Origin of the sequence: Pseudomonas sp. (assembly GCF_046581935.1) — a bacterium.
Classification (GTDB): domain Bacteria; phylum Pseudomonadota; class Gammaproteobacteria; order Pseudomonadales; family Pseudomonadaceae; genus Aquipseudomonas.
In genome coordinates this window covers 53,211-77,284 of record NZ_JAYGFK010000020.1, presented here as the reverse complement: position 1 = coordinate 77,284, position 24,074 = coordinate 53,211, and the positions used below count along the sequence as shown (strand labels likewise).

Below are 24,074 nucleotides of genomic sequence, written 5' to 3'. Positions count from 1 at the left end.
AACCCACCCTACAAAAGCGCCTATACCCGTCGAAAGAAACGGTAAAACTCGCGTAGCTCAGCCTGGGCGTCAGCGATGCTGACTGGGGTGAATCGTAGGGGATGATGCGCCGGGCACTGAGCCAGGCGGCTTTGATCCAGCGGATGCAACCAGCCGAGCACGGGGTAACCGCCCATGGTTTGCTGATCCGCCTGCAGAATAATCGGCTGGCCATCGGGCGGCACCTGAATCGCCCCGCGCGCAACGCCCAATGACCACTGCCGCAGCGGTGGCTGCACGGCCTCGCCAATCAGCCGCGCGCCCATGCGGTCGGAGTGCGGGCTAAGTTGCCAGACTTGAGCAAAGAAGCCCTGTAACTGTTCCTGGGCGAAACTCGCCGCATCACCACCGGTAATTACCCGCAACAAGGTTGCTTTGCGGTAATCCGGCAGATACGGCCAAGGCACGCTGGCGGCGTGATTGAAATGTGCCGAGTGGCAGGTCAGCACATCGCCGGCCTGCAACGCCCGCCCCAAGCCTTCACGCAGTTGCACGCTGACACTGCCCAGCAGCGCCGGCGCAAGAAAGCCGCCCGCCACCGCCACGTAAGCGCGCTGACCACTGCTGGCAAAACCCAAAACTAGCCGCTGGCCTTTGTGCAGCGGCAAGCGCGTCCACAAAGGCTGCGGCTGCTCATCCACATGCACTAGCACTTGCGCGCCACAAACCGCCACCCAGGTATCGACCTGTGCCTGTAGCTCAAGGCCGCCCAAGGCGACTTCCAGCAACGGCGTACCCCACGGGTTGTTCAGCAGGTGATTGGCCCAAGCGGCGGCGTGGCAATCCAGCGGCCCAGCCGGCGATATACCGAGGTGCTGCCAGCCACGTCGCCCGCCATCCTGTAACAGGCTCTGCGGACCCGGCTTGAGCACCAGCAGGCCACTCACAACTGACCGCCCTCACGGATAAAGTCGCGCTCATCGATACTGCGAAAACGCACCCGATCGCCCAACGCCAGCGGGCATGGCGGCGTCTGCGCGACATCGAACAGCGCCCAGGGACAGCGCCCGATCAGGTGCCAGCCGCCGGGTGAACGCTGCGGGTAGATCGCCGTCTGCCGCTCGGCAATCGCCAGACTGCCAGCGGGAACAGATAGCCGTGGGGTCGCGCGACGCGGCAACGCCAGCCGCGCGTCCAGCTCGGCGAGGTACGCAAAGCCTGGGGCAAAGCCAATCGCACCGACGTGGTACTCACTCGCCGTATGCAGCTCAATCACCTGAGCAGTGCTCAGTTGGCACAGCCGGGCGACCTCAGCCAGGTCTTCGCCGTCATAGCAGATGGGGATTTCATGCAGTTGCCCGCCTTGCACCGCCAGCGGCTCGGCCAGCCAGCGTTCAAGCAGCGGTTTGAGGCGCTCGGCCAGCTGCAAATGATCGGTACGCATCAGGTCGTAGTGCAACAGCAAACTGTTCCAGCCAGGCACCAGATCGGTCAGCACATCGCCCAGCTCACCGCGGATACGCTCGGCCAACAAGGCGATGCGCAGCGGCAACTGGCCATCGGGCTGTTCAGTCAGCGCCAGTAACAAGGCCTCGGCACCCGCTGGTTCAAGGCGGATCATAGGGCGTCCAGTTGCGCTCGCAAACGCCGCAACACCGCCAGAGAGTCGGCGTTATCGCCATGTACACAGAGGCTGTCCGCGCGAAGTTGCAGCGGTTTGCCATCGATATCGGCAAACCGCTCACCCTGAGCAATGGCCAGAGCCTGCTGAATAATCCTCTGCGGATCATGGTGCACCGCGCCGCTCAAACGCCGTGGAGCCAGTTGGCCATCGGCCAGATACGCCCGGTCGGCAAAGGCCTCGAACATCAGCGGCACATCGGCGGCATCGGCCAGGCGCAGCTCGCGATTGTTATCGGCCAGAGCAAGCACCATAAGCGGCAAGCCCTTGCGGAAGCTGGCGCAGGCCTCCAGCACCGCGCTCAACAGCGCATCGTCACGCACCAGGTCGTTGTACAGCGCGCCATGCGGTTTGACGTAGGCCACTTGGGTGCCGGCCGCACGGCAGAAGGCATCCAGCGCGCCGAGCTGATACAGCACCAGCGCAGTGACCTCCTCCGGAGAGCAAGCCATATGCCGCCGACCAAATCCGAGCAGATCCGGATAAGCCGGGTGCGCGCCGATGCTCACCCCATGCTGCACCGCCAGAGCGACGGTGCGCTGCATGGTCAGTGGGTCTGAGGCGTGGAAGCCGCAGGCCAAGTTGGCTTGATCAACCAGCGGCATGGCATGCACGTCATCACCCATGCGCCACGCGCCGAAGCTTTCACCCATGTCGCAGTTAAGAAGAATTCTGTTCATCCGCGCAGCTTAAAGCGCCTACGCCGCAGCGCAAGGCAGTGGACTGTTTTTCTCTTAATGGGCTCGCCTAACCTCGGCCCTCACGGCCTCTTTACATAATTTACAACTGACTAGAGAGCCCGCCGGCTCTGGCCTTGCGGATAAAAATCGGGGACTGAAACAACTTCAGGGAAATACGGGATTGAACCTTATTTGCAACTCATTACCATCCGCACCAGATTTCTCATCCCAATGCTTGGAGCCCTCAATGTCTTCCGCTTGCAACCGCACCGTTCTGGCCAGCGCCATCACCCTCGCCAGCGCCGTTATGGCCAACGCCCACGCCAATGAGCCGATTACCCTGAACGACGTTGTGGTCAGCGCTTCTGGTTTTGAGCAAAAAGTTACCGACGCTCCGGCCAGTATCAGTGTGCTGAGTCAAGAAGACCTGCAGCAAAAACGCTACAGCAACTTGGCCCAGGCGCTTGAGGATGTCGAGGGCATCGACGTGCGCCAGGGCACCGGCAAAACGGGCGGCCTGAACATCAGCATCCGTGGCCTACCCAGCGATTACACGCTGATCCTGATTGATGGCCGCCGGCAGAACACGGCGGGGAACGTCACGCCCAACGGCTTCAACGAAACCTCGACCAGTTTTATGCCGCCGATGTCGGCCATCGAGCGCATCGAAGTAGTCCGTGGCCCGATGTCGACCCTATACGGCTCCGACGCTATGGGCGGGGTGGTAAACATCATCACCAAAAAGGTCGCCAAGGAATGGGGCGCTGCGATCAGCCTCGACCACACCTTTCAGGAAAACCGCGACTATGGCGAAACCAACAGCACCAGCCTGTATGCCAGCGGCCCCTTGGTTGACAACCTGCTTGGCCTGGCCGTACGCGGCAGCCTGTTCGACCGTAAAGAGTCTGACCTGAGCTTCGATAATGACAGCACCGTTAGCCGGCGCGGCGCCTCCCCGGTCGAGGGCCGTAACTACAGCGCTGGCGCGCGCCTGACCCTGACGCCGAATGAGCTACACGACATCTCCCTGGACGTCGAAAAAGGCCGCCAGGTGTACAACAACGATGACTGCCAACTGGGCAATCTGGATGGGAAAACCGGCGGTAGTCCGGCAGATGGCTGCACCACCGACTCACCCAACACCATCAATGGCTATGACGATGAGTTGCGCTTCGAACGCGATCAATTCGCCCTGAGCCACACCGCCCGCCTGGGCTTCGGCACCCTGGATAGCAGCATCACGCACAACACCACCGAAACCATCGGCCGAACCATTCCGGGCACCCGCGGCGTGGCCTACAGCGGTTATCCGGCTATCGTCGCGGGCAACGACCGTGAGCTGAAGTCCACCGACCTGATCGTCGACAGCAAACTGGTTAGCCCTCTAGGTGACAGCCACATTGCGACCATCGGCGGCCAGTACTGGGACGCTGAAGTAAAGGACGGCATTGCCTCGGAAACATTCCAGCAAACCTCCTGGGCACTGTTCCTTGAAGACGAATGGCGGCTACGCGACGACCTGGCGCTGACCCTCGGCGCACGCTACGAAGACCATGAAGCCTTTGGCGGCCACGTCAGCCCACGCGCTTATTTGGTATGGAACACCACCGACAACTGGACCCTCAAGGGCGGCGTCAGCCGGGGTTACAAGACCCCGACGCTGAACCAGTTGCACGACGGCATTAGCGGTGTAACGGGTCAGGGCCGCACCATCACCATCGGCAGCCCAGACCTTGAGCCGGAGATCACCACCAATACCGAATTCGGCGTGTACTTCGACAACCTGGCCGGTTTCGACGCCAATGCCACGTTGTTCCACAACAAATTCAAAGACAAGATCGACAGCGGTACTCCGCTGAACAACTGTTTCTACACGGCGAATCCAAATCAACCCGGGTGCGTCAGCTACGGCAGCGGTTTCACCCAGGAAAGCTTCGCCCAGAGCGTAAACATCGGTGAGGCCGAGACCCAAGGCCTGGAGCTGGCAGGTGGCTGGGCTTTCGCCCCAGCCTGGAAACTGTCGATGAACTACACCTACACCGACAGCGAGCAAAAGAGCGGTGATAACAAAGGGGCACCACTGACCAACACTCCCGAGCATATGGCCCATGCACGCCTGAGCTGGAATACCACTGACCGCCTGACCCTGTGGTTCAAGGGTGAATACCGTGGCGAACGGGCGCGTTTCACCGACAAGTACGAGAACCTTACTGCGGCTAACAAAGCCCTACAGGATCAGGTCGGCGACCTGAAAGCCTACGAGGTCTTCCACCTCGGTGGCTCTTACAAGGCCTCGCAGAACCTTACGCTCAACGCCACGCTGTACAACGCCTTCGACAAAGACTTCACCAAAGGCAAGACCTACACCACCAACACCGGTGCCACCAGTTGGGCCTCGAGCTACATCCAAGCCTCTCAGTCCACCAGCGGCACCCTGGAAGAAGGTCGCCGCCTGTGGCTTTCCGCCAACCTGACGTTTTAAGCCAGCACATGGCCCGCTCAACGGCGGGCCATGTTGAGAATGTATATTCTTTGTAAAGACTCAGCATTTGCATCTAAGCCTTTATAGAATCACTACCCACTTCGTCATCACACTAACTCAATGAATGCTCTCCTCTGGCTCGGCACCCTCCGCCAATGGCACTGGATCAGTTCGGCCCTTTGCCTAGCGGGCATGCTGCTATTCGCCGTGAGCGGAATAACCCTCAACCATGCGGCACAGATCGAAGCCAAACCGCAGGTCACCAGCCATCAAGCGCAATTGCCTGACGCGCTGCAGGCCACGCTGCAAGACCAGATGCCAAACCAGGGCTTGCCGCTGGCCCTGCGCCAATGGCTGGAAAGCGAACTGGCAGTTCACCTGGATGGCCGTGACGCCGAATGGTCGGATGGTGAGTTATATATCGGCCTGCCCCGCCCTGGCGGCGACGCTTGGCTGAGCCTGGATATCGAATCTGGTGCGCTGGAGTTTGAGGCCACCGACCGCGGCTGGATCGCCTACCTCAACGACCTGCACAAGGGGCGCAATACCGGCGCGGCCTGGTCCTGGTTTATCGATGTATTTGCCGGGTTGTGCGTGGTGTTCAGCCTCAGTGGCCTATTGCTGTTGCAACGCTATGCCGGCAACCGCCCCAGCACCTGGCCAATGCTCGGCCTGGGCCTGGTATTACCCGTGCTGCTGGCTTTGCTGTTTATTCACTAAGGACACTGTTATGCCGAAACGCTTGCTGTTGCCCCTCTGCGCCCTACTAAGCACATCAGCCCTGGCTGCCGACTTGCAGCTCGACTTGGAGATTCCGCGCCTGCAGGTGGCGGAATATCACCGTCCCTATGTGGCGATCTGGTTGGAGCAACCGGATCAGCAACACGTCGCCAACCTGGCAGTGTGGTACGACCAGAAGCTCAAGGACAAAGAAGGCGAAAAATGGCTCAAAGACCTGCGCCAGTGGTGGCGACGCAGCGGCCGTAGCCTGGAGATGCCAGTCGATGGCATCAGCGGCGCGACCCGTGCAGTCGGCAAGCAGAGCCTGAGCTTCAGCAGTGCTGATGCGCCCTTCAACGCGCTGCCCGCCGGCGAATACCGCGTGGTGGTAGAAGCCGCCCGCGAGGTTGGCGGCCGCGAACTGCTGCGCCTGCCGTTCACCTGGCCACCTCAGCAGCCCGCCACACAAAGCACCCAGGGCAGCAGCGAACTGGGTCAAATCACCTTGCAACTGACGCCTTGAACCTCAGCCCACTAAGGAAGCCCGCCATGCACCCTCTGGTTAAATGGACCGCCCTCACCCTGGCCATCTGCCTGCCACTTTCCGCCCAGGCTCACCGCGCTTGGATGCTGCCCTCGGCCACCGTACTGTCCGGCGAAGACCCGTGGATCACGGTAGACGCCGCCGTATCCAACGACCTGTTCTACTTCGAACACTTCCCGCTGCGCATTCAAGGCATCGGTAACCTCGGCACCACGCCAGCCGGCGGACCTCCCGGCATGCGCCCACGCCCAGCCGCCGTGTTGCAACTGCTGGCCCCGGATGGCAGCGCTGCCAAAGCTGAGAACGGCAACATCGGTCGCTACCGCAGCACCTTCGACCTGCACCTGACCCAGAAAGGCACCTATAAACTGGCCATCGCCAACAGCGGCCTGTTCGCCAGCTACAAGGAAAACGGCCAGATGCGCCGCTGGATGGGCAGCGCCGAAGCGTTCGCCAAGCAAGTGCCGGCTAACGCCACTGACCTGAAAGTGGCGCAAACCAGCAGCCGCATGGAAGTCTTCGTCACCTCCGGCAACCCGACCACCAACGCACTGAAAACCAGCGGTTCCGGCCTGGAATTGGCCCCGATCACCCACCCTAACGATCTGTTCGCCGGCGAAGCTGCCGAGTTCAGCCTGTTGCTTGATGGCAAGCCGGCTGCTGGTGTGGAAGTCAGCGTGATACCCGGCGGCAACCGCTACCGTGACGAGCTGGGCGAGATCAAAACCACCAGCGATGCCGCCGGCAAGATCAGCATTACCTGGCCACACGCGGGCATGTACTGGCTGGAGGCCGAACTGAGCACCCGCGAAGGGGTTAGCGCCCCGGCCACTGAGCGCAGCGCCTCCTACAGCACCACCCTGGAAGTGCTGCCTCAGTAGCCTTGCACCTGTAGCCCGGATGCAATCCGCGGATGATCTCCACGGCCATCCCGGATTTTATCCGGGCTACGCCCCTATGCTGGTCAACCCATCTTGATCGCCCTTCCCACTCTTCTTCGCCCCCTGCGCCACTGGCCGCTGACAACCTGTCTGCTGCTGGCCGGTTTGCTGCTCTGGCTAAAACCCGCGCGCGAGCTCAGTGCCGCACTGATCGTTATCACTTACCTCGCCCTGTGCCTGCACTATTGCTGGCCACAGCGCCGTAATCGCGCCACCCAGACCGGCGAACTGCTGATCGGCTACGCCAGCCAGGGCGGCCAGGCCCAAGAAGTGGCCGAGCGCAGTTGTGCGCAATTGCGCGCCAGCGGCGTGCCCGCGCGCTGCGTCGCGCTCAACCAATTGAGTCGCGACACGCTAGCAAGCCTTGAGCGCCTGCTGCTGGTGGTCAGTACCTATGGCGACGGCGAAGCGCCAGACAATGGCGCACGTTTTGCACGTGCCCTACTCAGCCATGCACCACTGCCCCGGCTGCACTTCGCCATCCTGGCCCTAGGCGACAGCCGCTACCCGCAGTTCTGCGGCTTCGGCCAGCGCCTGCAACAGCGCTTGCAAACACTCAAGGCGCAACCGCTGTTCGACCTGCTGCAAGTCGATTGCCTGGATGCCGGCACCCTGCGCCACTGGCAGCAACAGCTTGGCCATCTAAGTGGGAACAGTGATTTTGTCGACTGGCAGCCGGCGCACTACCACCCGTGGCGACTGGCGCAGCGCATCTGCCTTAACCCCGGCAGCACCGCTGCGCCGATCTTTCAGCTGAGCCTGAGTAGCCCAGCCATGGTCGACTGGCGCGCCGGCGATATTGTTGAAATCGGCCCACGCCATCCGCCACAACGGGTTAGTGCTTGCCTGCAGCGACTTGGCCTTGAACCGCGCACTCGCCTGACTGACGGCCAATTACTGGCAGAAGCCCTGAGCCAACGGCATCTACCCGAAAGCAAAGCGGATAACCGCACACTTGAGCAGTGGTTCGCAGAGTTAACACCTTTGCCACATCGCGAATACTCCATAGCGTCTAGCCATGGCAGCGGCCAACTCGACCTGCTGGTACGCCTGCAGCAACAGGCCGACGGCAACCCCGGCCTAGGCTCTGGCTGGCTGTGTCAGCATGCGCAGGTTGGCGGCACAATTGACCTGCGCATTCGCCGCAACCCGCGCTTCCATGGCCCAAGCGCCAGTACCCCAGTGATTCTGATCGGCAGCGGCAGCGGCCTCGCGGGCCTGCGCGCGCACCTGCAAGAACGCGCAGGGCACCCAGCGTCACGCAACTGGCTGCTGTTTGGCGAACGCCACGCTGCCCACGACGCCCTACTACTCGAAGAGCTGCGCGCCTGGCAACACACCGGTCACCTCGAACGCCTCGACCTCACCTACTCGCGCGACGGCGACTCCCAGCGTTATGTGCAAGACGCCCTGCGTGATGCTGCAGCAACCCTGCACGCCTGGCTGGCGGACGGCGCAGCCATTTATGTGTGCGGCAGCCTGGACGGCATGGGCCGCGACGTCGACACCTGCCTGCGCCAGTTGGTCGGTGACCAGCAGGTGGAGCAACTAAGCCAGAGCGGCCGTTATCGGCGCGATGTGTATTGAGCGACGCGAGCAAACGAGGTATGCGCCCAGCTAAATACCGAAATCGCTGATCTAGCAAGCACACCAACTAACTAGGGGGTTACCCCTATTGGCCGCCTAATCCTGCGTACTGCCCGTACATCCAAACAGCTCTTCACGCCTGATGCTGAACGCGAACTACCAAACCACACTTTCAATTTCCAGCAGTACCGGCGGCGTGCCTTATATAACCAACACAAAACAAAACCCCAATCACCATAAACAGTGATCGGGGTTTCGCAATCGCCATATTCGTGTTGCAACTCGCCGGAAACGGCCGACAGGTTGTCATCAGCCATGGTTAGAAGGCGTAGGTGGCCGACAGTACAGCCGAACGCGCATCGCCATACTCGATGGCCGAAGAACGCGTGTTGGTACCAACGTTCTGCCGTACGTTCTGCACATAATCCTTATCAAACAGGTTGTTCATGTTCAGTTGCAGGTCGAGTTCCTTATTGACCTTGTAACCGAGCATGGCGTTATGCACCCAGTAGGCATCCAGCTTGGCGCTATCGCTGGAGGTCACGTTGCGCTCGCTGGCATAACGCGCGCCGTAGCCCACGCGCCAGCCGGCTGGTAGTTCGTAGGTGGTCCACAGGTTGAACGAGCGTGGCGGCGTATTGCCCAACGCCTGGCCTTCGCGGGCGATGCCGGCGGCGGTATCAGCCGCCTTGAGGGTTTCACTGTCGAGGAAGGTGTAGTTGGCGTAAACGTTCCACTGATTGGTAATACGACCAGTCAGCCCAAACTCGACACCCTGCACGCGCTGCTCACCGGCCAGCTGGGTTGAACCATCGGCCATGGTTTCACGGGCATTGCTCTTCTCCACGCGGAAGACCGCAGCATCAAGTTGCAGGCGGCTGTTGAGTAGCTCCCACTTGGTGCCCAGTTCCCAGGTTTCGTTCTCTTCCGGGTCCAGCTCTGTTGCCGCTGCATTCAGGGCACCAGTGGAGGCCAGGTTCTCAGCAGCAGGGTTAAACGAGGTGCCGTAAGCCAGATAAATACGACCATTCTCAGCTGGTTTGTACACCACCCCGGCACGGCCACTGAGCTCCTTGTCGCGCGAATCCACGCGCGTTACGGTGCCGGCAGGCAAGGCTACGTTCTTCGCATCCCCCTTGACCCAGTCATAACGCAGACCAAGGCTCAGGTCCCATTGCTCATTCAGCGCAATGGTATCGAATGCATAGATTGCCTGGTTCTCAAGCTCGGTCGACGTCTCTGCAGAACGGGTCTTGTTGGTAGGCCCATCGTAATACCCCGGTGGATTACCTAGGTCGTAATCCTTACCGGTGAAGTTCAGACCGTAGTTGTAGGTATTACGGTAGTAATCCTCACGCGAAACCTCGACGCCAGTAACCAAGGTATGCCCTAGGCCTAAGGTGTCGAAGTAAGCCGTCAAGTTGGTCTGGTTGATCCACATTTCACTGGTCACATCACGGCCATATCCCTGTGGGCCGGCTGGACGGTAGTGACCATCGGGAACGCCCGTCAGGTTAACGTGGGAAGCAGAAATTACCGTATCACGCTCAACGCGACTGTAGCGACTGAGGTTCTGCAGGCGCAGGCTGTCGCTGAAGTCGTGCTCGAACTTGACCGTGAAGGCATCGGTGCGGATCTCTTCCTTGTCGAGGTTCTTCCAGCCGAAGTAGGCATCGCGATCCACGCCGGCCAAGCGTTTGCCATCAAAGGCGGGCACGCCATAGTCCGGCTGGTTGTTATCGTTCTGATGCAGGTAGCTCAAGGTCAAGCGAGTCGACTCGCTCAGCCCCAGCAGCAGCGACGGGGCAATACCCCAACGTTCACGGTCGATCTGCTCACGACCCGGCACATCATTCTCATGGGCCATCAGGTTAAGACGAAACGCACTGCCCGTGCCGACGCCATCTAGCGTCTGGTTGGTATCCAAGGTCAGGCGGTGGTAGTTGTCAGTACCGAGGCTCGCGCCGATCTCGGTGAAATCGCGCTGCAGGGGCTGCTTGCTGACCTGATTGATACTGCCGCCAGTCGTACCGGAGCCACCAAACACTGAGTTAGGGCCTTTGATGACTTCAACTGCTTCTATATTGAAGGTGTCGGTACGGTTGTTCTGCGAGCTGTCGCGCAGGCCATCGATCTGCATGTTAGCGTTGGCGCTAAAGCCACGAATGTTGATGCTGTCACCCGAACCACCACCGCCCTCACCGGCGTTGAAGGTGATGCCGGAGACGTTAGCCAGCACTTCTTTCATGCTCAGGGCTTTCTGCTCCTTGAGCAGCGCCTGCGGCACCACCGTTATGGTCTGCGGGGTATCGAGCAATGGCACGGCGTACTTGGCTGAAGAAGACGTTTGCGTCTTGTAGTCTTCAGCCTGCTGGCCCTCGACCGTTACGCTGCCCAACTCAACTGGCGTCTTGGCCTTTTGCGGCGCTTGTTCAGCGGCCAGACCTACGCTCGCCCAAGACGCGACAGCCAGACCGATAGCCGTAGCCAGAAGACGACGCTGCGGCAGATCGCCAGTTTTTTTACCGATACCCATGAGAACCACCTCAGATAAAAACGAGGCGCGATTCTATTTGATAATTGTTATCATGCAACAGAAATTTACATTTGTATCCGCACTTAGTTCCGCTTACCGTGAACTTTTTCTCATCAGCCGATCGTCGCCAATACTGGCCAGATCTGGACACCCGGTTAGCGCCATGGCTATCTCCAGTTCGGCACGTAGCAGTTGCACCACATGAGCGACCCCGCTTGCCCCGGCAGCGGCCAAACCATAAACGTAGGGCCGCCCCACCAGCACAGCATCGGCCCCTAAGGCCAGGGCCTTAAACACGTCCGTACCGCGCCGGATACCACCATCGAGCAACAGCGGCACACGCCCTTGCACGGCGGCAGCGATTTCCGCCAACACCTCTATGGTCGCGGGCTGACCATCCAGAGTGCGTCCACCATGGTTGGAGACGATGATGCCATCAACCCCTTCGGCAACTGCACGCTGAGCATCTTCAGCGCTCATCACGCCCTTGAGCAGAATCGGCAGGTGCGTCAGCGAACGTAGCCATTGCACGTCCGCCCAACCGGGTGCAGCCGCCAGCAAGGCACCACCAAGCAACAAGCCGCCGCTTGGTGGAGCACTTTCATGCAATGCCTGCATGCCACGCAAGTTGACCGCCTCAATGCCACCCGGCAGGCAAAAACCGGCGCGCTGCTCGCGATTGCGCACACCATTGACCGGCGCATCCACCGTCAGCACCAGTGCCTGGTAACCCGCAGCTTCGGCGCGTTTTACCAGCGCCTGGGTAAAGGCCCGGTCCGGTTGAATGTAAAGCTGAAACCACAACGGGTTGTGCGCCAGCTCAGCCACGGCCTCAAGCGTCACACTGGCTTGGGTACTAAGCACCATACCGGCCTGCACCGCCGAGGCCGCCAGCACCGTGGCCAACTCACCGTCAGCATGGGCCAACTGCTGATACGCCACCGGAGCAAGGAAAATCGGATGGCTAAACGCCTGACCGAACAGTTGCAAATGAGTATTACCGCCGTTCAGATCAGCCAACACCCGCGTGCGCAGGCGGATGCGCTGAAACGCGGCCTGATTTTCAGCCAGGGTCAGCTCATCCGCTGCACCACCGGCCATATAGGCCCAGGCCTGAGGGCTCATGCGCTCGCGGGCCAAAGGTTCATAGTCCGCCACGGCAGCAATACTGGATGGAATCCGCGTCAGTTTCGGCAGCGGCATGTCCGTCATGTGTTGGCCCAGTGACGCAACAGGTTGTGATAAACGCCCGTCAGCCGGACCAGCTCGGCACTGCCCGGCACCTCCTGAGTCAGCGCCTGAATCGCCTTGTCCAGCTCCAGCAACATGCCGCGCTGATTGTCCTCACGCACCAGGCTCTGAATCCAGAAGAACGCGGCATAACGTGTGCCGCGAGTCACCGGCTCGACCCGGTGCAAGCTGCTGCCGGGATACAGCACCAGATGCCCGGCCGGCAACTTGACGCGATGACTGCCGTAACTGTCCTCGACCACCAACTCGCCGCCGTCGTATTCCTCCGGATCACTGAAAAACAGCGTGGCGGACAGGTCACTGCGCACACGCTGCGAGGATCCAGCCACGCTGAAAATTGAGTTATCGATATGGTTGCCGTAGGTGCCCCCACCGTTGTAGCGGTTGAAGCGCGGCGGCAGCACCTTCAGTGGCAAAGCGGCAGAAACGAACTGCGGATGATTACCCAGGCGCTGCACGATGAAATCGCCGATCTGCACCGCCAGCGGGTCATCCAGGGCCAACTGCTGGTTGGCCTTAGCCATCAGGGCCTGATGCCCCGCTGTAAGCCGGCCATCTTGCCAACTGGCCTGCTCAAACGCCTGACGGCACTCCCCCACCTGCTCGGGCGTCAGCACATCGGCAATGCTCAGCATCATGATTCAAATCCCCTTACCGGCTGCTAGCCGCTCAATTGCAAATGATTCTAAATAACTGAGCAGAACTATGACAGCACCGTGCGCCAAACCCATTGATCCAGGCCAGAAGAGTGATTACAAAACCCAGCGCGCAGAAACAAAAAAAGCGCTCGTTTGCGCGAGCGCCTTGTTTGGCCAACACTACCGCGCAGGTTTACAGGTAGTAAGACTTCAGCGGCGGGAAGCCATTGAACTCCACAGCGCTGTAGCTGGTGGTATAGGCACCGGTGGAGAGCCAGTACAGGCGGTCGCCAATCGACAGGTTTAGCGGCAGGCCGTACTTGTAGTTCTCGTACATGATGTCGGCGCTGTCGCAGGTCGGCCCTGCAATCACCACCTCTTCCATCTCGCCTTTCTTCTCGGTGTAGATCGGGAATTTGATCGCCTCACCCATGGTCTCGATCAGGCCGCTGAACATGCCCACATCGACATACACCCAGCGCTCCACAGCGGTACGCGATTTACGCGCCACCAGCACCACTTCACTGACCAGCACGCCTGCGTTGGCAATCAACGAACGGCCCGGTTCAAGAATGATTTCTGGCAGGTCATCGCCGAAGTCTTCCTTGAGGAAGCGGATGATCTCTTCAGCGTAGGTTTCCAGGCTGTTGGTACGGGTGATGTAGTTGGCGGGGAAACCGCCACCCATGTTGATCAGCTTGAGTTCGATGCCGTCTTCTTCTTTCAGACGCTCGAAAATCACCTTAACCTTGGCAATCGCCGCGTCCCATACGGAGATATCGCGCTGTTGCGAGCCCACATGGAACGACAGACCGTAGGGCACCAGGCCCAGGTCACGCGCGAGGATCAGCAGATCCATGGCCATGTCGGTCTGACAGCCGAATTTACGCGACAAAGGCCAGTCAGCGGTGGTCGAGCCCTCGGTGAGAATACGCACATAAACTTTCGAGCCAGGCGCGGCCTTGGCGATGTTGCGCAGGTCGGCTTCCGAGTCAGTGGCATACAGACGCACGCCCTTCTCATAGAAGTAGCGGATGTCCTTGGATTTTTTGATGGTGTTGCCGTAGCTGATGCGCTCCGGGCCGACACCACGCCCCATGACCTTGTCCAGCTCATAGATCGAGGCGATGTCGAAGTTGGAGCCTTTGCTCTTGAGCAGGTCGATGATCTCGACGGCAGGGTTAGCCTTAACGGCGTAATACACCTTGGCAAACTCGAAACCGGCGCGCAGGTCGTCGTATGCCTGGCTGATGATCGACGTATCAATCACCACGAACGGGGTTTCTTGGGTATCGGCAAACGCCTTCATCTTCTGAAAAGTAGCGGGTGCGTAATAATCTTCGACCTTGATCGGCATACTTGAACTCCAATGGCAAAACCAGAAACACATAAATTCGGGCAGCGAAACCTGCAACAGGTTCAACTGCACAACGGGGGTGCCTGCAACTATAGTTGCCGACAAGAACGCCTGATCAGTTTCCCCACTTTGGTTCGCCTACTTCCCAAGGCATGTCGCCGAGTACCCTGTGGGTCTCTCGTCGTCAGTACTTGAGCCGGATGGATCGTTGCCAGCATGGACGTTCGGGCGCGAACTTTAGGACCAAGAAAGCACAATATCAATGAAAAATTTCCATCCGTTGACAGGCTGTTTTCAGCGGCTGAGGTAAGCGTTTTCGATACCCCACAAAACGTCCGAAATGCTGCACAACGCGAGGCCGGAGATACTCAACAGAAAAGGACGCGGATCACAGCCACAACCACGCGATTAGTCGTTATGGGCGACTTTCCGTATGCTCCCTAAACGCCACGCCTGCCCAGGAAAAACACTCCGCATGCTCGACCTCGCCGCTGCTTTTATCGCGTTTACCTCCCTACTCACCTACGCCAACTACCGTTTTATCCGCCTCCCGCCGACCATTGGCATTATGGCCACGGCATTATTGTTCTCGGCGGTGGCGCTGGTTTTGTCTGAACTGGGCTATCCGGTGCTGGAGCACGAGTCGCAAGAGCTGATCCGCCGTATCGACTTTTCTGAAGTATTGATGACCTGGTTTCTACCGGCACTGCTGTTTGCCGGGGCATTGCATGTCAACTTGAACGACCTGCGCAGCTACCGCTGGCCGATTGGGCTGTTGGCAACGTTCGGCGTGCTGATCTCCACCAGCCTGATCGCCACACTCAGTTACTACGTCTTCGCCCTGCTCGGCTGGCCAGTAAGCTTCCTCTACTGCCTGCTGTTCGGCGCGCTGATTTCACCAACCGATCCCATCGCCGTACTCGGCATTCTCAAATCCGCCGGCGCACCCAAACCGCTGGAAACCACCATTGTCGGCGAATCGCTGTTCAACGACGGTACAGCGGTGGTGGTATTCGCCATCTTGCTGGGGATTTTGCAGCTCGGCGCGACGCCCAGTGTCGGCGCGATTGGCTGGATGTTCGTCCACGAGGCCATTGGCGGCGTGCTGTTCGGCGCAGTGCTGGGTGCCGTGGTATTTGCCATGTTGCGCAGCATCGACCAGTACCAAATTGAGGTCATGTTGACCCTGGCACTGGTGCTCGGTGGTTCCGCGCTGGCCACCCACCTGCATGTTTCCGGACCTATCGCCATGGTGGTAGCGGGTTTGATCATCGGTAATCACGGGCGTAGCCACGCCATGTCCGACGAAACCCGGCGCTATATAGACAAGTTCTGGGAGCTGATCGACGAGATGCTCAACGCGTTGCTGTTCGCCCTGATTGGCCTGGAGCTGGTGCTACTGCCGTTGTCCTGGCTGCATGTGGCTGCCGCGTTCGCCCTCGGCAGCGCTGTCTTAGTGGCGCGCTGGCTCACGGTCGCGCCGGCCATCGCCCTGCTTCGGCAAACGGGGCGCAGCGTGCCGCGTGGCACCATCCGCATCCTCACCTGGGGCGGCCTGCGCGGCGGTATCTCGGTAGCACTGGCACTATCGCTGCCGAACGGCCCTGAGCGCGATTTGCTGCTCGGCATCACCTATATCGTGGTGCTGGTGTCGATCCTGCTGCAGGGGCTGTCCATCGGCTGGCTAATCCGCAGGGTGTATCCAGGCAAGGCCTAAACAGGCACTCACTGAGCCCGTCCAACACAGCGTTGGCCGGGTTCAATACACATCGCGGCGATAGCGGCCATCCTCAACCAGCCCCTGCACAGCCCCATCGCCAAGCAGCTCACGCAATACTGCATCAACGCCGCCGGCCATGCCCTGCAGGCTGCCGCAAACGTAAATAGCCGCGCCCTCAGCCAGCCAGGCGCGCAAACGCTCAGCCTGTTCGCGCAGCAGATCCTGCACGTAGCGCTTCTCGGCCTGGTCGCGGGAGAACACCAGATCCAAGTGCTGCAGATCGCCTGCGGCCAGCGCCGCTTGCAGCTCTGCCCCACAGAAGAAGTCCTGCGCGCGGTTGCGCTCGCCAAACAACAGCCAGTTGCGTTGCAGGCCGGCCAAACTGCGCGCGCGCAACAACGCACGCAAGCCGGCCAGGCCAGTGCCATTGCCGATCAGGATCAGCGGGCGGTCGTCATCCGGTAAATGGAAGCCGCTGTTGCGCCGCACCCGCGCCAGCACTTGACCGCCTTGCGGCAGATGTTCAGTCAGCCAACCGGAACCGAGGCCCAGACAGCCATCGGCTTGCACGGCCTGACGCACAATCAGTTGCAGCTCACCATCCGCCGCGACTGAGGCGATGGAGTACTCGCGTGTGCCCAGCGGCACCAGCGCATCAAGCAGCGCCTGTGCATGCAGACCGACCAGGTGCGCGAAACTTTCCGGCAACTGCCGGGCGGCAAGCGCGTCGACCAGGCTCATGGCCTGCCCATCCAGGGTCACCGCCTCGTCACCCGCCAGCCCGGAGTGCTGCAACCATGCCAATACCCGCTGCGGCGCATGGCGCGGGCGCGTTTCGAGAATGTCACCCGCGAGCCAAGTGCTCTGTGCAGGCGGCATAAGCCCAATGAAAAATACCGGCGCGCCCTGACTGCCAGGATTGAGCAAACGCCGTTGGGCCAGTTTCCAACCCTGCCAAGGGGCCGACTCGAGCTGAATAGGCGCAGCCCCGGTCAATTCGCTCAGGTGTTGCTGCCAGCGCTGCAGCGCTGGCAGATCCTCGCCATCAACCTCAATGCTGTCGAACAGTTGCTGCGCGCCCTGGCGCCCCAGCCAATCGTTGACCCGCCGGGCAAAGCCGCAGAAGTGCGGGTACTGCCGATCACCCAGGGCCAACAAGGCGTAGCTCAGATGAGGCAATTGCGCGGCAGCGTTTAGCACCTTGCGCTCGAAACCCTGCGCCGCATCCGGGGCTTCGCCGTCACCGAAGGTACTGACCACGAACAGCGCCTTATGCGTCTGGCGCAGGCTGTCCGTATCCAGGCGCGACAGCGGCTCGACACGCACCGCAATGCCGGCGGCCTGCAACTGCCCGGCGCTCTGCCAGGCCAATTGCTCGGCAAAACCGCTCTGGCTGGCGAACCCCACCAGCCAACCGTCTGCTTGGCTGTTACTACTCATTGCCCCACGCGCGGCCTTAACCGCACGCTTCTTGCGGCGACGGTCCAGGTACAACAGCCAGCCGGTGATAAAGAACAGCGGCATGGCTGCCGTGCTCAACATCATCAGAACCCGCCCCGGCAAGCCGAAATACTCACCCACGTGCAGTGCATAAACACTGGCGAGCAACTGCGCCTTAAAGCTCTTCTCGGCGTAGCGTTCATGGTGGCTGACTGCGCCAGTCTTCGGGTCGATCTGCATTTGGTTGAAGGCGCGATCATGCTCGGCATCATCGAGGATGTAGAAGACGGTCGCCGGCTGCCCGGCCACGGGCGGCAGGCGCAGATTCCAGCCGATCAGTTGCGGCCCTGCTGCCTGCTGAATACCTTGCCAGACAGCCGTGTAGTCCACTTCCGGCGCCGGGCCGCTGGGCGCACCACGGCGACCGCGCCCTTCGCCGCGTTGCTCAGCCGGCGTGTCAGAAAGCAAGCGCGTCAGCCCCTCGCGGTACCAGTCATAGGACCAATACAAGCCAGTCAGCCCCGCACAGAGGTAAAACAGCAGCACCCACGTACCAGCCACAGCATGCAAATCCCAGTTGAAGCTACGGCCTTTCTTCGCCCAATCCAGCGTCAACCAGGCGCGCCAGTTACCGGCCTGACGCGGCCAGCGCAGGTAAAGCCCAGACAAACAGAAGAAAATTAGCGCCAGGGTACTGGCCGCAGTGATTTGCTTACCCACCTCGCCCATGGCGAGAAAGCGATGCAGGGTTAGCATCAGTTGGAAGAAACCCTGCCCTATCGGCTCAGCAAGCACCTCACCGGTATAGGGATTGAAGGCTATCCGCGGACCTCGCCGCTCTCCTGGGGCGGGGGTAAGAAAAGCCGTACCAGGGCCATCATGGCGGCCATCGACCCAAAGCCCACTGACTCGATCGGCCGTCGCTGCCTCGATTTTTGCCACTAACTCGGCGGGCTCCAGATGGCCCTGTTCACGCGGCTGAATCTGCCAATGCTCGGCATTGAGCGCGCGGGTAATCTCGCCTTCAAAACTGTAAAGGGCACCGCTGATACCCATGACGGCCAGCACCAGGCCAGCGCTGATACCGAAGAACCAGTGCAACTGGAACATGATTTTCTTAAACACGACAGCGCTACCCTACGGACCCATTGCAACGGGCGGCAACTCTACATGAGAAGCGTTTACATAACGATTAATTTACGTAGATCGGGCTTTTTCACGCGCTTACCGGCCACTTTGCCCAATAGCTGGCCACGACATTCGGCCTAACCACGGGATTACCGTTATAATCGCGCGCTTTTCCGGGCCATCCGCGCCCCGCAACCGTATTTAGTCAGGCACGCACCCATGACCACTCAGGCCACCGAAGTCGCGAAACGTCGTACGTTCGCGATCATTTCCCACCCCGACGCCGGTAAAACCACGATTACCGAGAAGCTGCTGCTGATGGGTAAAGCGATTTCGGTCGCGGGTACGGTGAAGTCGCGTAAGTCCGACCGCCATGCCACATCCGACTGGATGGAAATGGAAAAGCAACGCGGCATCTCCATCACCACCTCGGTGATGCAGTTCCCCTACCGCGATCACATGATCAACCTGCTCGACACTCCCGGCCACGAAGACTTCTCGGAAGACACCTACCGCACCCTGACTGCGGTGGACTCGGCCTTGATGGTGCTCGACGGCGGTAAGGGTGTTGAGCCGCGCACCATCGCCCTGATGGACGTGTGCCGCCTGCGCGACACGCCGATTGTCAGCTTCGTCAACAAGCTCGACCGCGACATCCGCGACCCGATTGAGCTGCTCGACGAGATCGAAGCCGTCCTCAAGATCAAAGCAGCGCCGATCACCTGGCCGATTGGCTGCTACCGCGACTTCAAAGGCGTGTATCACCTCAAAGACGACTACATCATCGTCTACACCGCTGGCCACGGCCACGAGCGCACCGATGTGAAAATCATCGAAAAACTCGACTCCGACGAAGCCCGCGCGCACTTGGGAGACGAATACGAGCGCTTTATCGAGCAGCTGGAGCTGGTCCAGGGTGCCTGCCATGAGTTCGATCAGGACGAATTCATGAATGGCCAGTTGACCCCAGTGTTCTTTGGTACCGCGCTGGGCAACTTCGGCGTCGATCATGTGCTCGACGCCGTGGTCAACTGGGCACCCAAACCGCTGGCCCGCGTCGCCAATGAGCGCACCGTAGAACCGGTGGAAGAGAAGTTCAGCGGTTTTATTTTCAAGATCCAAGCGAACATGGACCCCAAGCACCGCGACCGCATTGCTTTTATGCGCATCTGCTCGGGCAAATACAGCCAGGGCATGAAGATGCGCCATGTGCGCACCGGCAAAGACGTACGCATCGGCGACGCCCTGACCTTCTTCTCCAGTGAGCGCGAAATGCTGGTCGAGGCCTATGCCGGCGACATTATCGGCCTGCACAACCACGGCACCATTCAAATCGGCGACACCTTCACGGAAGGCGAAGCGCTGGGCTTTACCGGCATCCCGCACTTCGCCCCAGAACTGTTCCGCCGCGTGCGTTTGAAAGACCCGCTGAAATCCAAGCAACTGCGTCAAGGCTTGCAACAGTTGGCCGAAGAAGGTGCAACCCAAGTGTTCTTCCCCGAGCGCAGCAACGACATCATCCTCGGCGCCGTCGGTGTGCTGCAGTTCGATGTGGTCGCTAGCCGCCTGAAGGAGGAATACAAGGTCGAGTGCGCCTACGAGCCAATTACCGTGTGGTCGGCGCGCTGGATCGACTGCAGCGACAAGAAGAAGCTGGAAGAATTCTCCAACAAGGCCGTGGAAAACCTGGCGCTGGATGGCGGCGGCCACCTCACCTACCTGGCCCCGACCCGGGTCAACCTGGCGTTGATGGAAGAGCGCTGGCCCGACGTGAAATTCCGCGCCACCCGCGAGCACCACTAAAGCGCACCAGCGGCGAGATCGACTCTCGCCGCTGGGCTGCTTTCAAGCCCCCTCCAGCATTATTCGACTAAGCCGCCACCGGCTTGGCCAGCACGATAATCGCCAGCGCCACCACCACCCCCGCAGCAAACCCCGCCGCGTGCCAACGCTGGCCACGTCGCCATGCTGCCAATGCTGCCTGCAACGCTTGCAAGCCGTAGTAGATGACAAACATCTTCGAGGCATAGGTGATGATCTCGTAGATGTTCGCCGTCCAGGTGATCGCAATCGCCACCAACGCGGTAATCAAATTACCAACGCGCACCGGCAAACGCCGTTTCGATGATTCCGCCAGCAGCCCGCCAGCACCATTCATATCGGCGACCGCAGCGGATAACTGCGACGCCAGCGCGGTGAGAATCAGCAGCGGCGCAACCAGCAGCCCCAGCGGCCGCAGCAAGTCGATGATCGCCGTCTCACCGCCCTCGGGTGGCAACTGCCCGTTGAACAAGCTGGTAATCAACAACAAGAACGCCAGATAGATGGCGCAGGCGATCCACTGCGCCCAACGCATGCTGCGAATACGGGTGGTGGCGTCGTATTGGCTGCCGAGATAGCGCGAGGTTTCAAAGCCCTGCACCAGAATCACCAGCCCCAGTAGCACTTCAAGCTGCTGCATGCCTTGCAGATGCGCTTGCCCCGCCCAGTTGAGCGAGCCGTCCAGCAGCGCCGACAGATTGACCTGCGCCAGCATCACCACCAGTCCACCAATCAGCGCCAGCTTCAAGGCCACCACCATCACCTCTAGCCGCTCCAACCCGGCCAAGCCGCGCAATGCACCGAGCAGCCCGATGCTGGCAATCACAATAGTCGCCAGCACCCGCGTCCATAAGGGATCAACCACATCACCCAGGCGCATGCCAAACGCAGCGAAGAGATTGAGGTAGTAGGCCACCGACACAAAGTAGGCCAGCGCCAACGCCAGCTCGGACAAGCGCTCCAGGCCGACCTGGTAGCGCGGCGGCTCGGCCAGCAAGCTCGGCTCAACGTAGCGGATGTTGTAGCGGATGGCCGCGCCAAACCAGTAGCTCAAACCACACAAGGCCAACATCGCCAGCCAGGCCAAAGGGCCAACGGCATGGGCGAGGATCGGCCCCGCCACCAGAAAGCCGGAGCCGATAATCGACGCCAGCGGCGTTACGGTTGCCCGCCATCCCGGCGCGGCCATCAGCCGTGGTTGAAAGAACACACAGGCCAGCAGCAACGCCGCGCCCAGCAGCACCATGTTATTGAGGCTAAACATTATCTACAGCAGCCTTCTCAATTACCGAGGGCGCATGCTGACTGCCCAAGGCCAAGCCAGGCAAGCGCTGTTTGTACGCGCAACACTCAGCCGCCGCTGCCGACGCGCAGCGCGTTACACTGAGCACCCCATCGCCCTGCGCCACAGGAACCTATGGAAACCCCACCAGCCGCGCTCACCCCAACCCAACGCCTGCGTCAGCGCCTGCGGCGCTTGCGTAGCTTTCGTCAGCGCACGGCCTTCTGGCTCGGTGCTTTGCTGGTTGGGCTTATCGCCCTGGCTTTCGCCTGGCTAGCAGACCGCGCCTTCGAACAGTTCGAGTGGCTGCTGGCACAGAGCGCCTTGTGGCCTTGGCTGATCACTCCGCTAGGCTTCGCCCTGCTCGCCTGGCTGACCCAAGGCTGGCTGAAAGAGGCCAAAGGCAGTGGCATTCCGCAGGTTATCGCCTGCCTGGAACAACCCTCGCGGCGCTTGCGCAGCCGCTTACTGGCAGTTCCCGTGGCCATCGCCAAGATGTTGCTAACCGTCGTCGCCCTGCTCTGCGGCGCCTCCGTCGGCCGCGAAGGCCCCACCGTGCACGTGGGGGCGGCGCTGATGTACAACTTCGGCCGGCGGCTTGGCCTGCAAGGTCGCCATGCTCTCTCCGGGCTGATTCTCGCCGGCGGTGCCGCCGGCATCGCGGCGGCGTTTAATACGCCACTGGCTGGCGTGGTGTTTGCCATCGAGGAGCTGAGCCAGCGCATGGAGCAAAGCTTCAATGGCCTGATCCTGACGGCGGTGCTGATCGGCGGCATGGTCACCCTTGGTCTAGTCGGTCGTTATAGCTACTTCGGTGACCTCAGTGCCGCGCTACCGCTGGACAGTGCCTGGCTGGCGGTGCTCGCCTGCGGAGTGCTCGGCGGCGTGCTCGGCGGTCTCTACTGCCGCCTGGTTTTACCGGCCAAACGCGGCCCGCTGGCCGTGCTTGGTGCCTGGCGGGCCCGCCGCCCGGTGCTGTTTGCCGGCGTCTGTGGTTTAGTCCTGGCGCTGCTCGGGTTGCTCTCCGGCCAGCATGTGTTCGGCACTGGCTACGCGGAAACCCGCGCCCTGCTCGAAGGCCACCCGCAAACTGACGCGCTGTTTGTCGTGTGGAAGTTTCTCGCCAACGTAGTCTCTTATCTGGCCGGCATCCCCGGCGGCCTGTTCTCGCCGTCACTGGCAGTGGGGGCCGGTATCGCGCCCTGGCTGGTCGGCTGGATCCCCGGGATTGATCTGCCGACCGCCGGTCTGCTGGGCATGGCCGCCTACCTGGCCGGAGTGACCCGCACACCACTGACCGCCACGGTCATCACCATCGAGCTGTCGCATAGCCAGGACATGGCCCTGCCGATCCTCGCGGCCAGCCTGCTGGCCAGCAGCATCTCAGCGCGCATCTCGCCAGTCGCCTTGTACCGGGCGTTTGCCGAGCAGCTTATGGACAGTATTGCGCCGCGCCGTGACCCTGCGAAATGAACCTGCGACGTAACGACTCCATGACATTGATCGACACCCACACCCACCTGGATTTCCCCGAGTTCGATGCCGACCGCACGGCGGTTCTCCAGCGCTGCCGCCAGTTGGGTGTGCAACGCTTGGTGCTACTCGGCGTGGAGCACGGCAACTGGCAACGCCTGTGGGACTTGGTGCAGGCAAACGAGGGGCTGTATGCCGCCTTTGGCCTGCACCCGGTGTTTCTCGAGCAGCACCGCCCCGAGCACCTCAGCGAATTACGCCAATGGCTGCAGCGCCTGGCAGGCCACAGCAAACTCTGCGCTGTGGGTGAGTTTGGCCTGGACTATTTTCTGCAGGAATTAGATCGCGAGCGCCAGCAACAGCTGTTCGAAGCGCAACTGCAACTGGCCATCGAGTTCGAGCTACCTGCCCTGCTCCACGTGCGCCGCGCCCATGCCGCCACCATTGCCACCCTCAAGCGCTTCAAACCAGCCCGTGGCGGCATCATCCACGCCTTTGCCGGCAGCGCCGAAGAAGCCCGCGAATACCTCAAACTGGGCTTCAAGCTCGGCCTTGGCGGCGCACCGACCTGGCCGCAAGCGCTGCGCCTGCGCCAAGTCGTTGCGCAATTGCCCTTGGAGGCCATCGTCCTAGAAACCGACTCGCCAGACATGGCACCGGCGATGTACCCCAACCAGCGCAACAGCCCGGAGCATCTACCGGCTATCTGCGCAGCGCTGGCCGAGCTGCGTGGCATCAGCCCCGAGCAACTGGCCAACGCCAGCAGCCGCAATGCCGCCGAGCTGTTTGCCTGGGGCTGACCTAGGGTCTGTTC

Annotated in this window: 18 protein-coding genes; 9 read left to right on the top strand and 9 right to left on the bottom strand. The window is 60.9% G+C overall.

Annotated features, from left to right (window positions below; all coding sequences use genetic code 11):
• Nucleotides 1-20 precede the first annotated feature (20 nt).
• Genes VCA57_RS18550 through VCA57_RS18540 form a run of 3 tightly spaced genes read right to left on the bottom strand, consistent with a single transcriptional unit; the run spans nt 21 to nt 2,340 of the window.
• Nucleotides 21-926, bottom strand: a complete 906-nt coding sequence (locus VCA57_RS18550) for a biotin-dependent carboxyltransferase family protein (protein ID WP_411186545.1) — start codon at nt 924-926, stop codon at nt 21-23.
• Nucleotides 923-1,600, bottom strand: coding sequence for a 5-oxoprolinase subunit PxpB (gene pxpB, locus VCA57_RS18545; protein WP_411186544.1), 678 nt, complete (start codon nt 1,598-1,600; stop codon nt 923-925). The genes VCA57_RS18550 and pxpB overlap by 4 nt, the downstream gene beginning before the upstream one ends.
• Entirely contained in the window at nt 1,597-2,340 is a 744-nt protein-coding gene (locus tag VCA57_RS18540) for a 5-oxoprolinase subunit PxpA (RefSeq protein ID WP_411186543.1), read from the bottom strand. The genes pxpB and VCA57_RS18540 overlap by 4 nt, the downstream gene beginning before the upstream one ends.
• Nucleotides 2,341-2,587: 247 nt before the next feature.
• On the opposite strand from VCA57_RS18540, the gene VCA57_RS18535 reads away from it, so the two are divergent.
• From VCA57_RS18535 to VCA57_RS18515, 5 genes are all read left to right on the top strand, one after another.
• Nucleotides 2,588-4,822 (top strand): TonB-dependent receptor domain-containing protein, encoded by a 2,235-nt coding sequence (locus VCA57_RS18535; RefSeq protein WP_411186542.1) that lies wholly within the window; start codon nt 2,588-2,590, stop codon nt 4,820-4,822.
• A gap of 120 nt (nt 4,823-4,942) precedes the next feature.
• Nucleotides 4,943-5,542, top strand: coding sequence for a PepSY-associated TM helix domain-containing protein (locus tag VCA57_RS18530; RefSeq protein ID WP_411186541.1), 600 nt, complete (start codon nt 4,943-4,945; stop codon nt 5,540-5,542).
• A 10-nt stretch (nt 5,543-5,552) separates the two neighbouring features.
• Nucleotides 5,553-6,065, top strand: a complete 513-nt coding sequence (locus VCA57_RS18525) for a DUF2271 domain-containing protein (RefSeq protein WP_411186540.1) — start codon at nt 5,553-5,555, stop codon at nt 6,063-6,065.
• 26 nt (nt 6,066-6,091) lie between these two features.
• Nucleotides 6,092-6,967 carry a DUF4198 domain-containing protein gene (locus VCA57_RS18520; protein ID WP_411186539.1) on the top strand — a complete coding sequence of 292 codons (876 nt, stop codon included), beginning with the start codon at nt 6,092-6,094 and terminating at the stop codon, nt 6,965-6,967.
• Between the two features lie 93 nt (nt 6,968-7,060).
• Nucleotides 7,061-8,614: a sulfite reductase subunit alpha gene (locus VCA57_RS18515; RefSeq protein ID WP_411186538.1), complete on the top strand. Its 1,554-nt coding sequence runs from the start codon at nt 7,061-7,063 to the stop codon at nt 8,612-8,614.
• Nucleotides 8,615-8,933: 319 nt separating this feature from the next.
• Here VCA57_RS18515 and VCA57_RS18510 read toward each other — a convergent pair whose 3' ends face one another.
• From VCA57_RS18510 to VCA57_RS18495, 4 genes are all read right to left on the bottom strand, one after another.
• Nucleotides 8,934-11,150 (bottom strand): TonB-dependent receptor, encoded by a 2,217-nt coding sequence (locus VCA57_RS18510; protein WP_411186537.1) that lies wholly within the window; start codon nt 11,148-11,150, stop codon nt 8,934-8,936.
• 93 nt (nt 11,151-11,243) lie between these two features.
• Complete coding sequence (locus VCA57_RS18505; RefSeq protein WP_411186563.1) at nt 11,244-12,353, bottom strand: alpha-hydroxy acid oxidase; 1,110 nt, start codon at nt 12,351-12,353, stop codon at nt 11,244-11,246.
• 5 nt (nt 12,354-12,358) lie between these two features.
• Nucleotides 12,359-13,039: a Fe2+-dependent dioxygenase gene (locus VCA57_RS18500; protein WP_411186536.1), complete on the bottom strand. Its 681-nt coding sequence runs from the start codon at nt 13,037-13,039 to the stop codon at nt 12,359-12,361.
• Between the two features lie 193 nt (nt 13,040-13,232).
• Entirely contained in the window at nt 13,233-14,396 is a 1,164-nt protein-coding gene (locus tag VCA57_RS18495; RefSeq protein ID WP_411186535.1) for a type III PLP-dependent enzyme, read from the bottom strand.
• Between the two features lie 475 nt (nt 14,397-14,871).
• Between VCA57_RS18495 and VCA57_RS18490 the strand changes: the two genes are divergently transcribed.
• The gene (locus tag VCA57_RS18490) at nt 14,872-16,113 is read left to right on the top strand and encodes a cation:proton antiporter (protein ID WP_411186534.1); all 1,242 of its coding nucleotides are present in this window, start codon (nt 14,872-14,874) and stop codon (nt 16,111-16,113) included.
• Nucleotides 16,114-16,155: 42 nt separating this feature from the next.
• On the opposite strand, the gene VCA57_RS18485 is transcribed toward VCA57_RS18490, so the two are convergent.
• Nucleotides 16,156-18,681, bottom strand: a complete 2,526-nt coding sequence (locus tag VCA57_RS18485; protein ID WP_411186533.1) for a PepSY domain-containing protein — start codon at nt 18,679-18,681, stop codon at nt 16,156-16,158.
• Nucleotides 18,682-18,903: 222 nt separating this feature from the next.
• On the opposite strand from VCA57_RS18485, the gene VCA57_RS18480 reads away from it, so the two are divergent.
• Nucleotides 18,904-20,487, top strand: coding sequence for a peptide chain release factor 3 (locus tag VCA57_RS18480; RefSeq protein ID WP_411186532.1), 1,584 nt, complete (start codon nt 18,904-18,906; stop codon nt 20,485-20,487).
• 67 nt (nt 20,488-20,554) lie between these two features.
• On the opposite strand, the gene VCA57_RS18475 is transcribed toward VCA57_RS18480, so the two are convergent.
• Nucleotides 20,555-21,769: a hypothetical protein gene (locus VCA57_RS18475; RefSeq protein ID WP_411186531.1), complete on the bottom strand. Its 1,215-nt coding sequence runs from the start codon at nt 21,767-21,769 to the stop codon at nt 20,555-20,557.
• Nucleotides 21,770-21,922: 153 nt separating this feature from the next.
• On the opposite strand from VCA57_RS18475, the gene VCA57_RS18470 reads away from it, so the two are divergent.
• Together VCA57_RS18470 and VCA57_RS18465 are read left to right on the top strand one after the other, a co-directional pair.
• On the top strand, nt 21,923-23,260 hold the full coding sequence (locus VCA57_RS18470; RefSeq protein ID WP_411186530.1) for a chloride channel protein: 1,338 nt from the start codon (nt 21,923-21,925) through the stop codon (nt 23,258-23,260).
• 20 nt (nt 23,261-23,280) lie between these two features.
• Nucleotides 23,281-24,060, top strand: coding sequence for a TatD family hydrolase (locus VCA57_RS18465; protein ID WP_411186562.1), 780 nt, complete (start codon nt 23,281-23,283; stop codon nt 24,058-24,060).
• The last annotated feature ends 14 nt before the right edge of the window (nt 24,061-24,074 follow it).

Excerpts from the sequence above, each read along its gene's own strand:
- VCA57_RS18520 (WP_411186539.1), top strand. The coding sequence starts at position 6,092 with ATGCACCCTCTGGTTAAATGGACCGCCCTCACCCTGGCCATCTGCCTG.
- VCA57_RS18500 (WP_411186536.1), bottom strand. The coding sequence starts at position 13,039 with ATGATGCTGAGCATTGCCGATGTGCTGACGCCCGAGCAGGTGGGGGAG.
- VCA57_RS18480 (WP_411186532.1), top strand. The coding sequence starts at position 18,904 with ATGACCACTCAGGCCACCGAAGTCGCGAAACGTCGTACGTTCGCGATC.
- VCA57_RS18495 (WP_411186535.1), bottom strand. The coding sequence starts at position 14,396 with ATGCCGATCAAGGTCGAAGATTATTACGCACCCGCTACTTTTCAGAAG.
- VCA57_RS18535 (WP_411186542.1), top strand. The coding sequence starts at position 2,588 with ATGTCTTCCGCTTGCAACCGCACCGTTCTGGCCAGCGCCATCACCCTC.
- VCA57_RS18530 (WP_411186541.1), top strand. The coding sequence starts at position 4,943 with ATGAATGCTCTCCTCTGGCTCGGCACCCTCCGCCAATGGCACTGGATC.
- VCA57_RS18510 (WP_411186537.1), bottom strand. The coding sequence starts at position 11,150 with ATGGGTATCGGTAAAAAAACTGGCGATCTGCCGCAGCGTCGTCTTCTG.
- VCA57_RS18525 (WP_411186540.1), top strand. The coding sequence starts at position 5,553 with ATGCCGAAACGCTTGCTGTTGCCCCTCTGCGCCCTACTAAGCACATCA.
- VCA57_RS18490 (WP_411186534.1), top strand. The coding sequence starts at position 14,872 with ATGCTCGACCTCGCCGCTGCTTTTATCGCGTTTACCTCCCTACTCACC.
- VCA57_RS18465 (WP_411186562.1), top strand. The coding sequence starts at position 23,281 with ATGACATTGATCGACACCCACACCCACCTGGATTTCCCCGAGTTCGAT.
- pxpB (WP_411186544.1), bottom strand. The coding sequence starts at position 1,600 with ATGATCCGCCTTGAACCAGCGGGTGCCGAGGCCTTGTTACTGGCGCTG.
- VCA57_RS18470 (WP_411186530.1), top strand. The coding sequence starts at position 21,923 with ATGGAAACCCCACCAGCCGCGCTCACCCCAACCCAACGCCTGCGTCAG.
- VCA57_RS18505 (WP_411186563.1), bottom strand. The coding sequence starts at position 12,353 with ATGCCGCTGCCGAAACTGACGCGGATTCCATCCAGTATTGCTGCCGTG.
- VCA57_RS18475 (WP_411186531.1), bottom strand. The coding sequence starts at position 21,769 with ATGTTTAGCCTCAATAACATGGTGCTGCTGGGCGCGGCGTTGCTGCTG.
- VCA57_RS18540 (WP_411186543.1), bottom strand. The coding sequence starts at position 2,340 with ATGAACAGAATTCTTCTTAACTGCGACATGGGTGAAAGCTTCGGCGCG.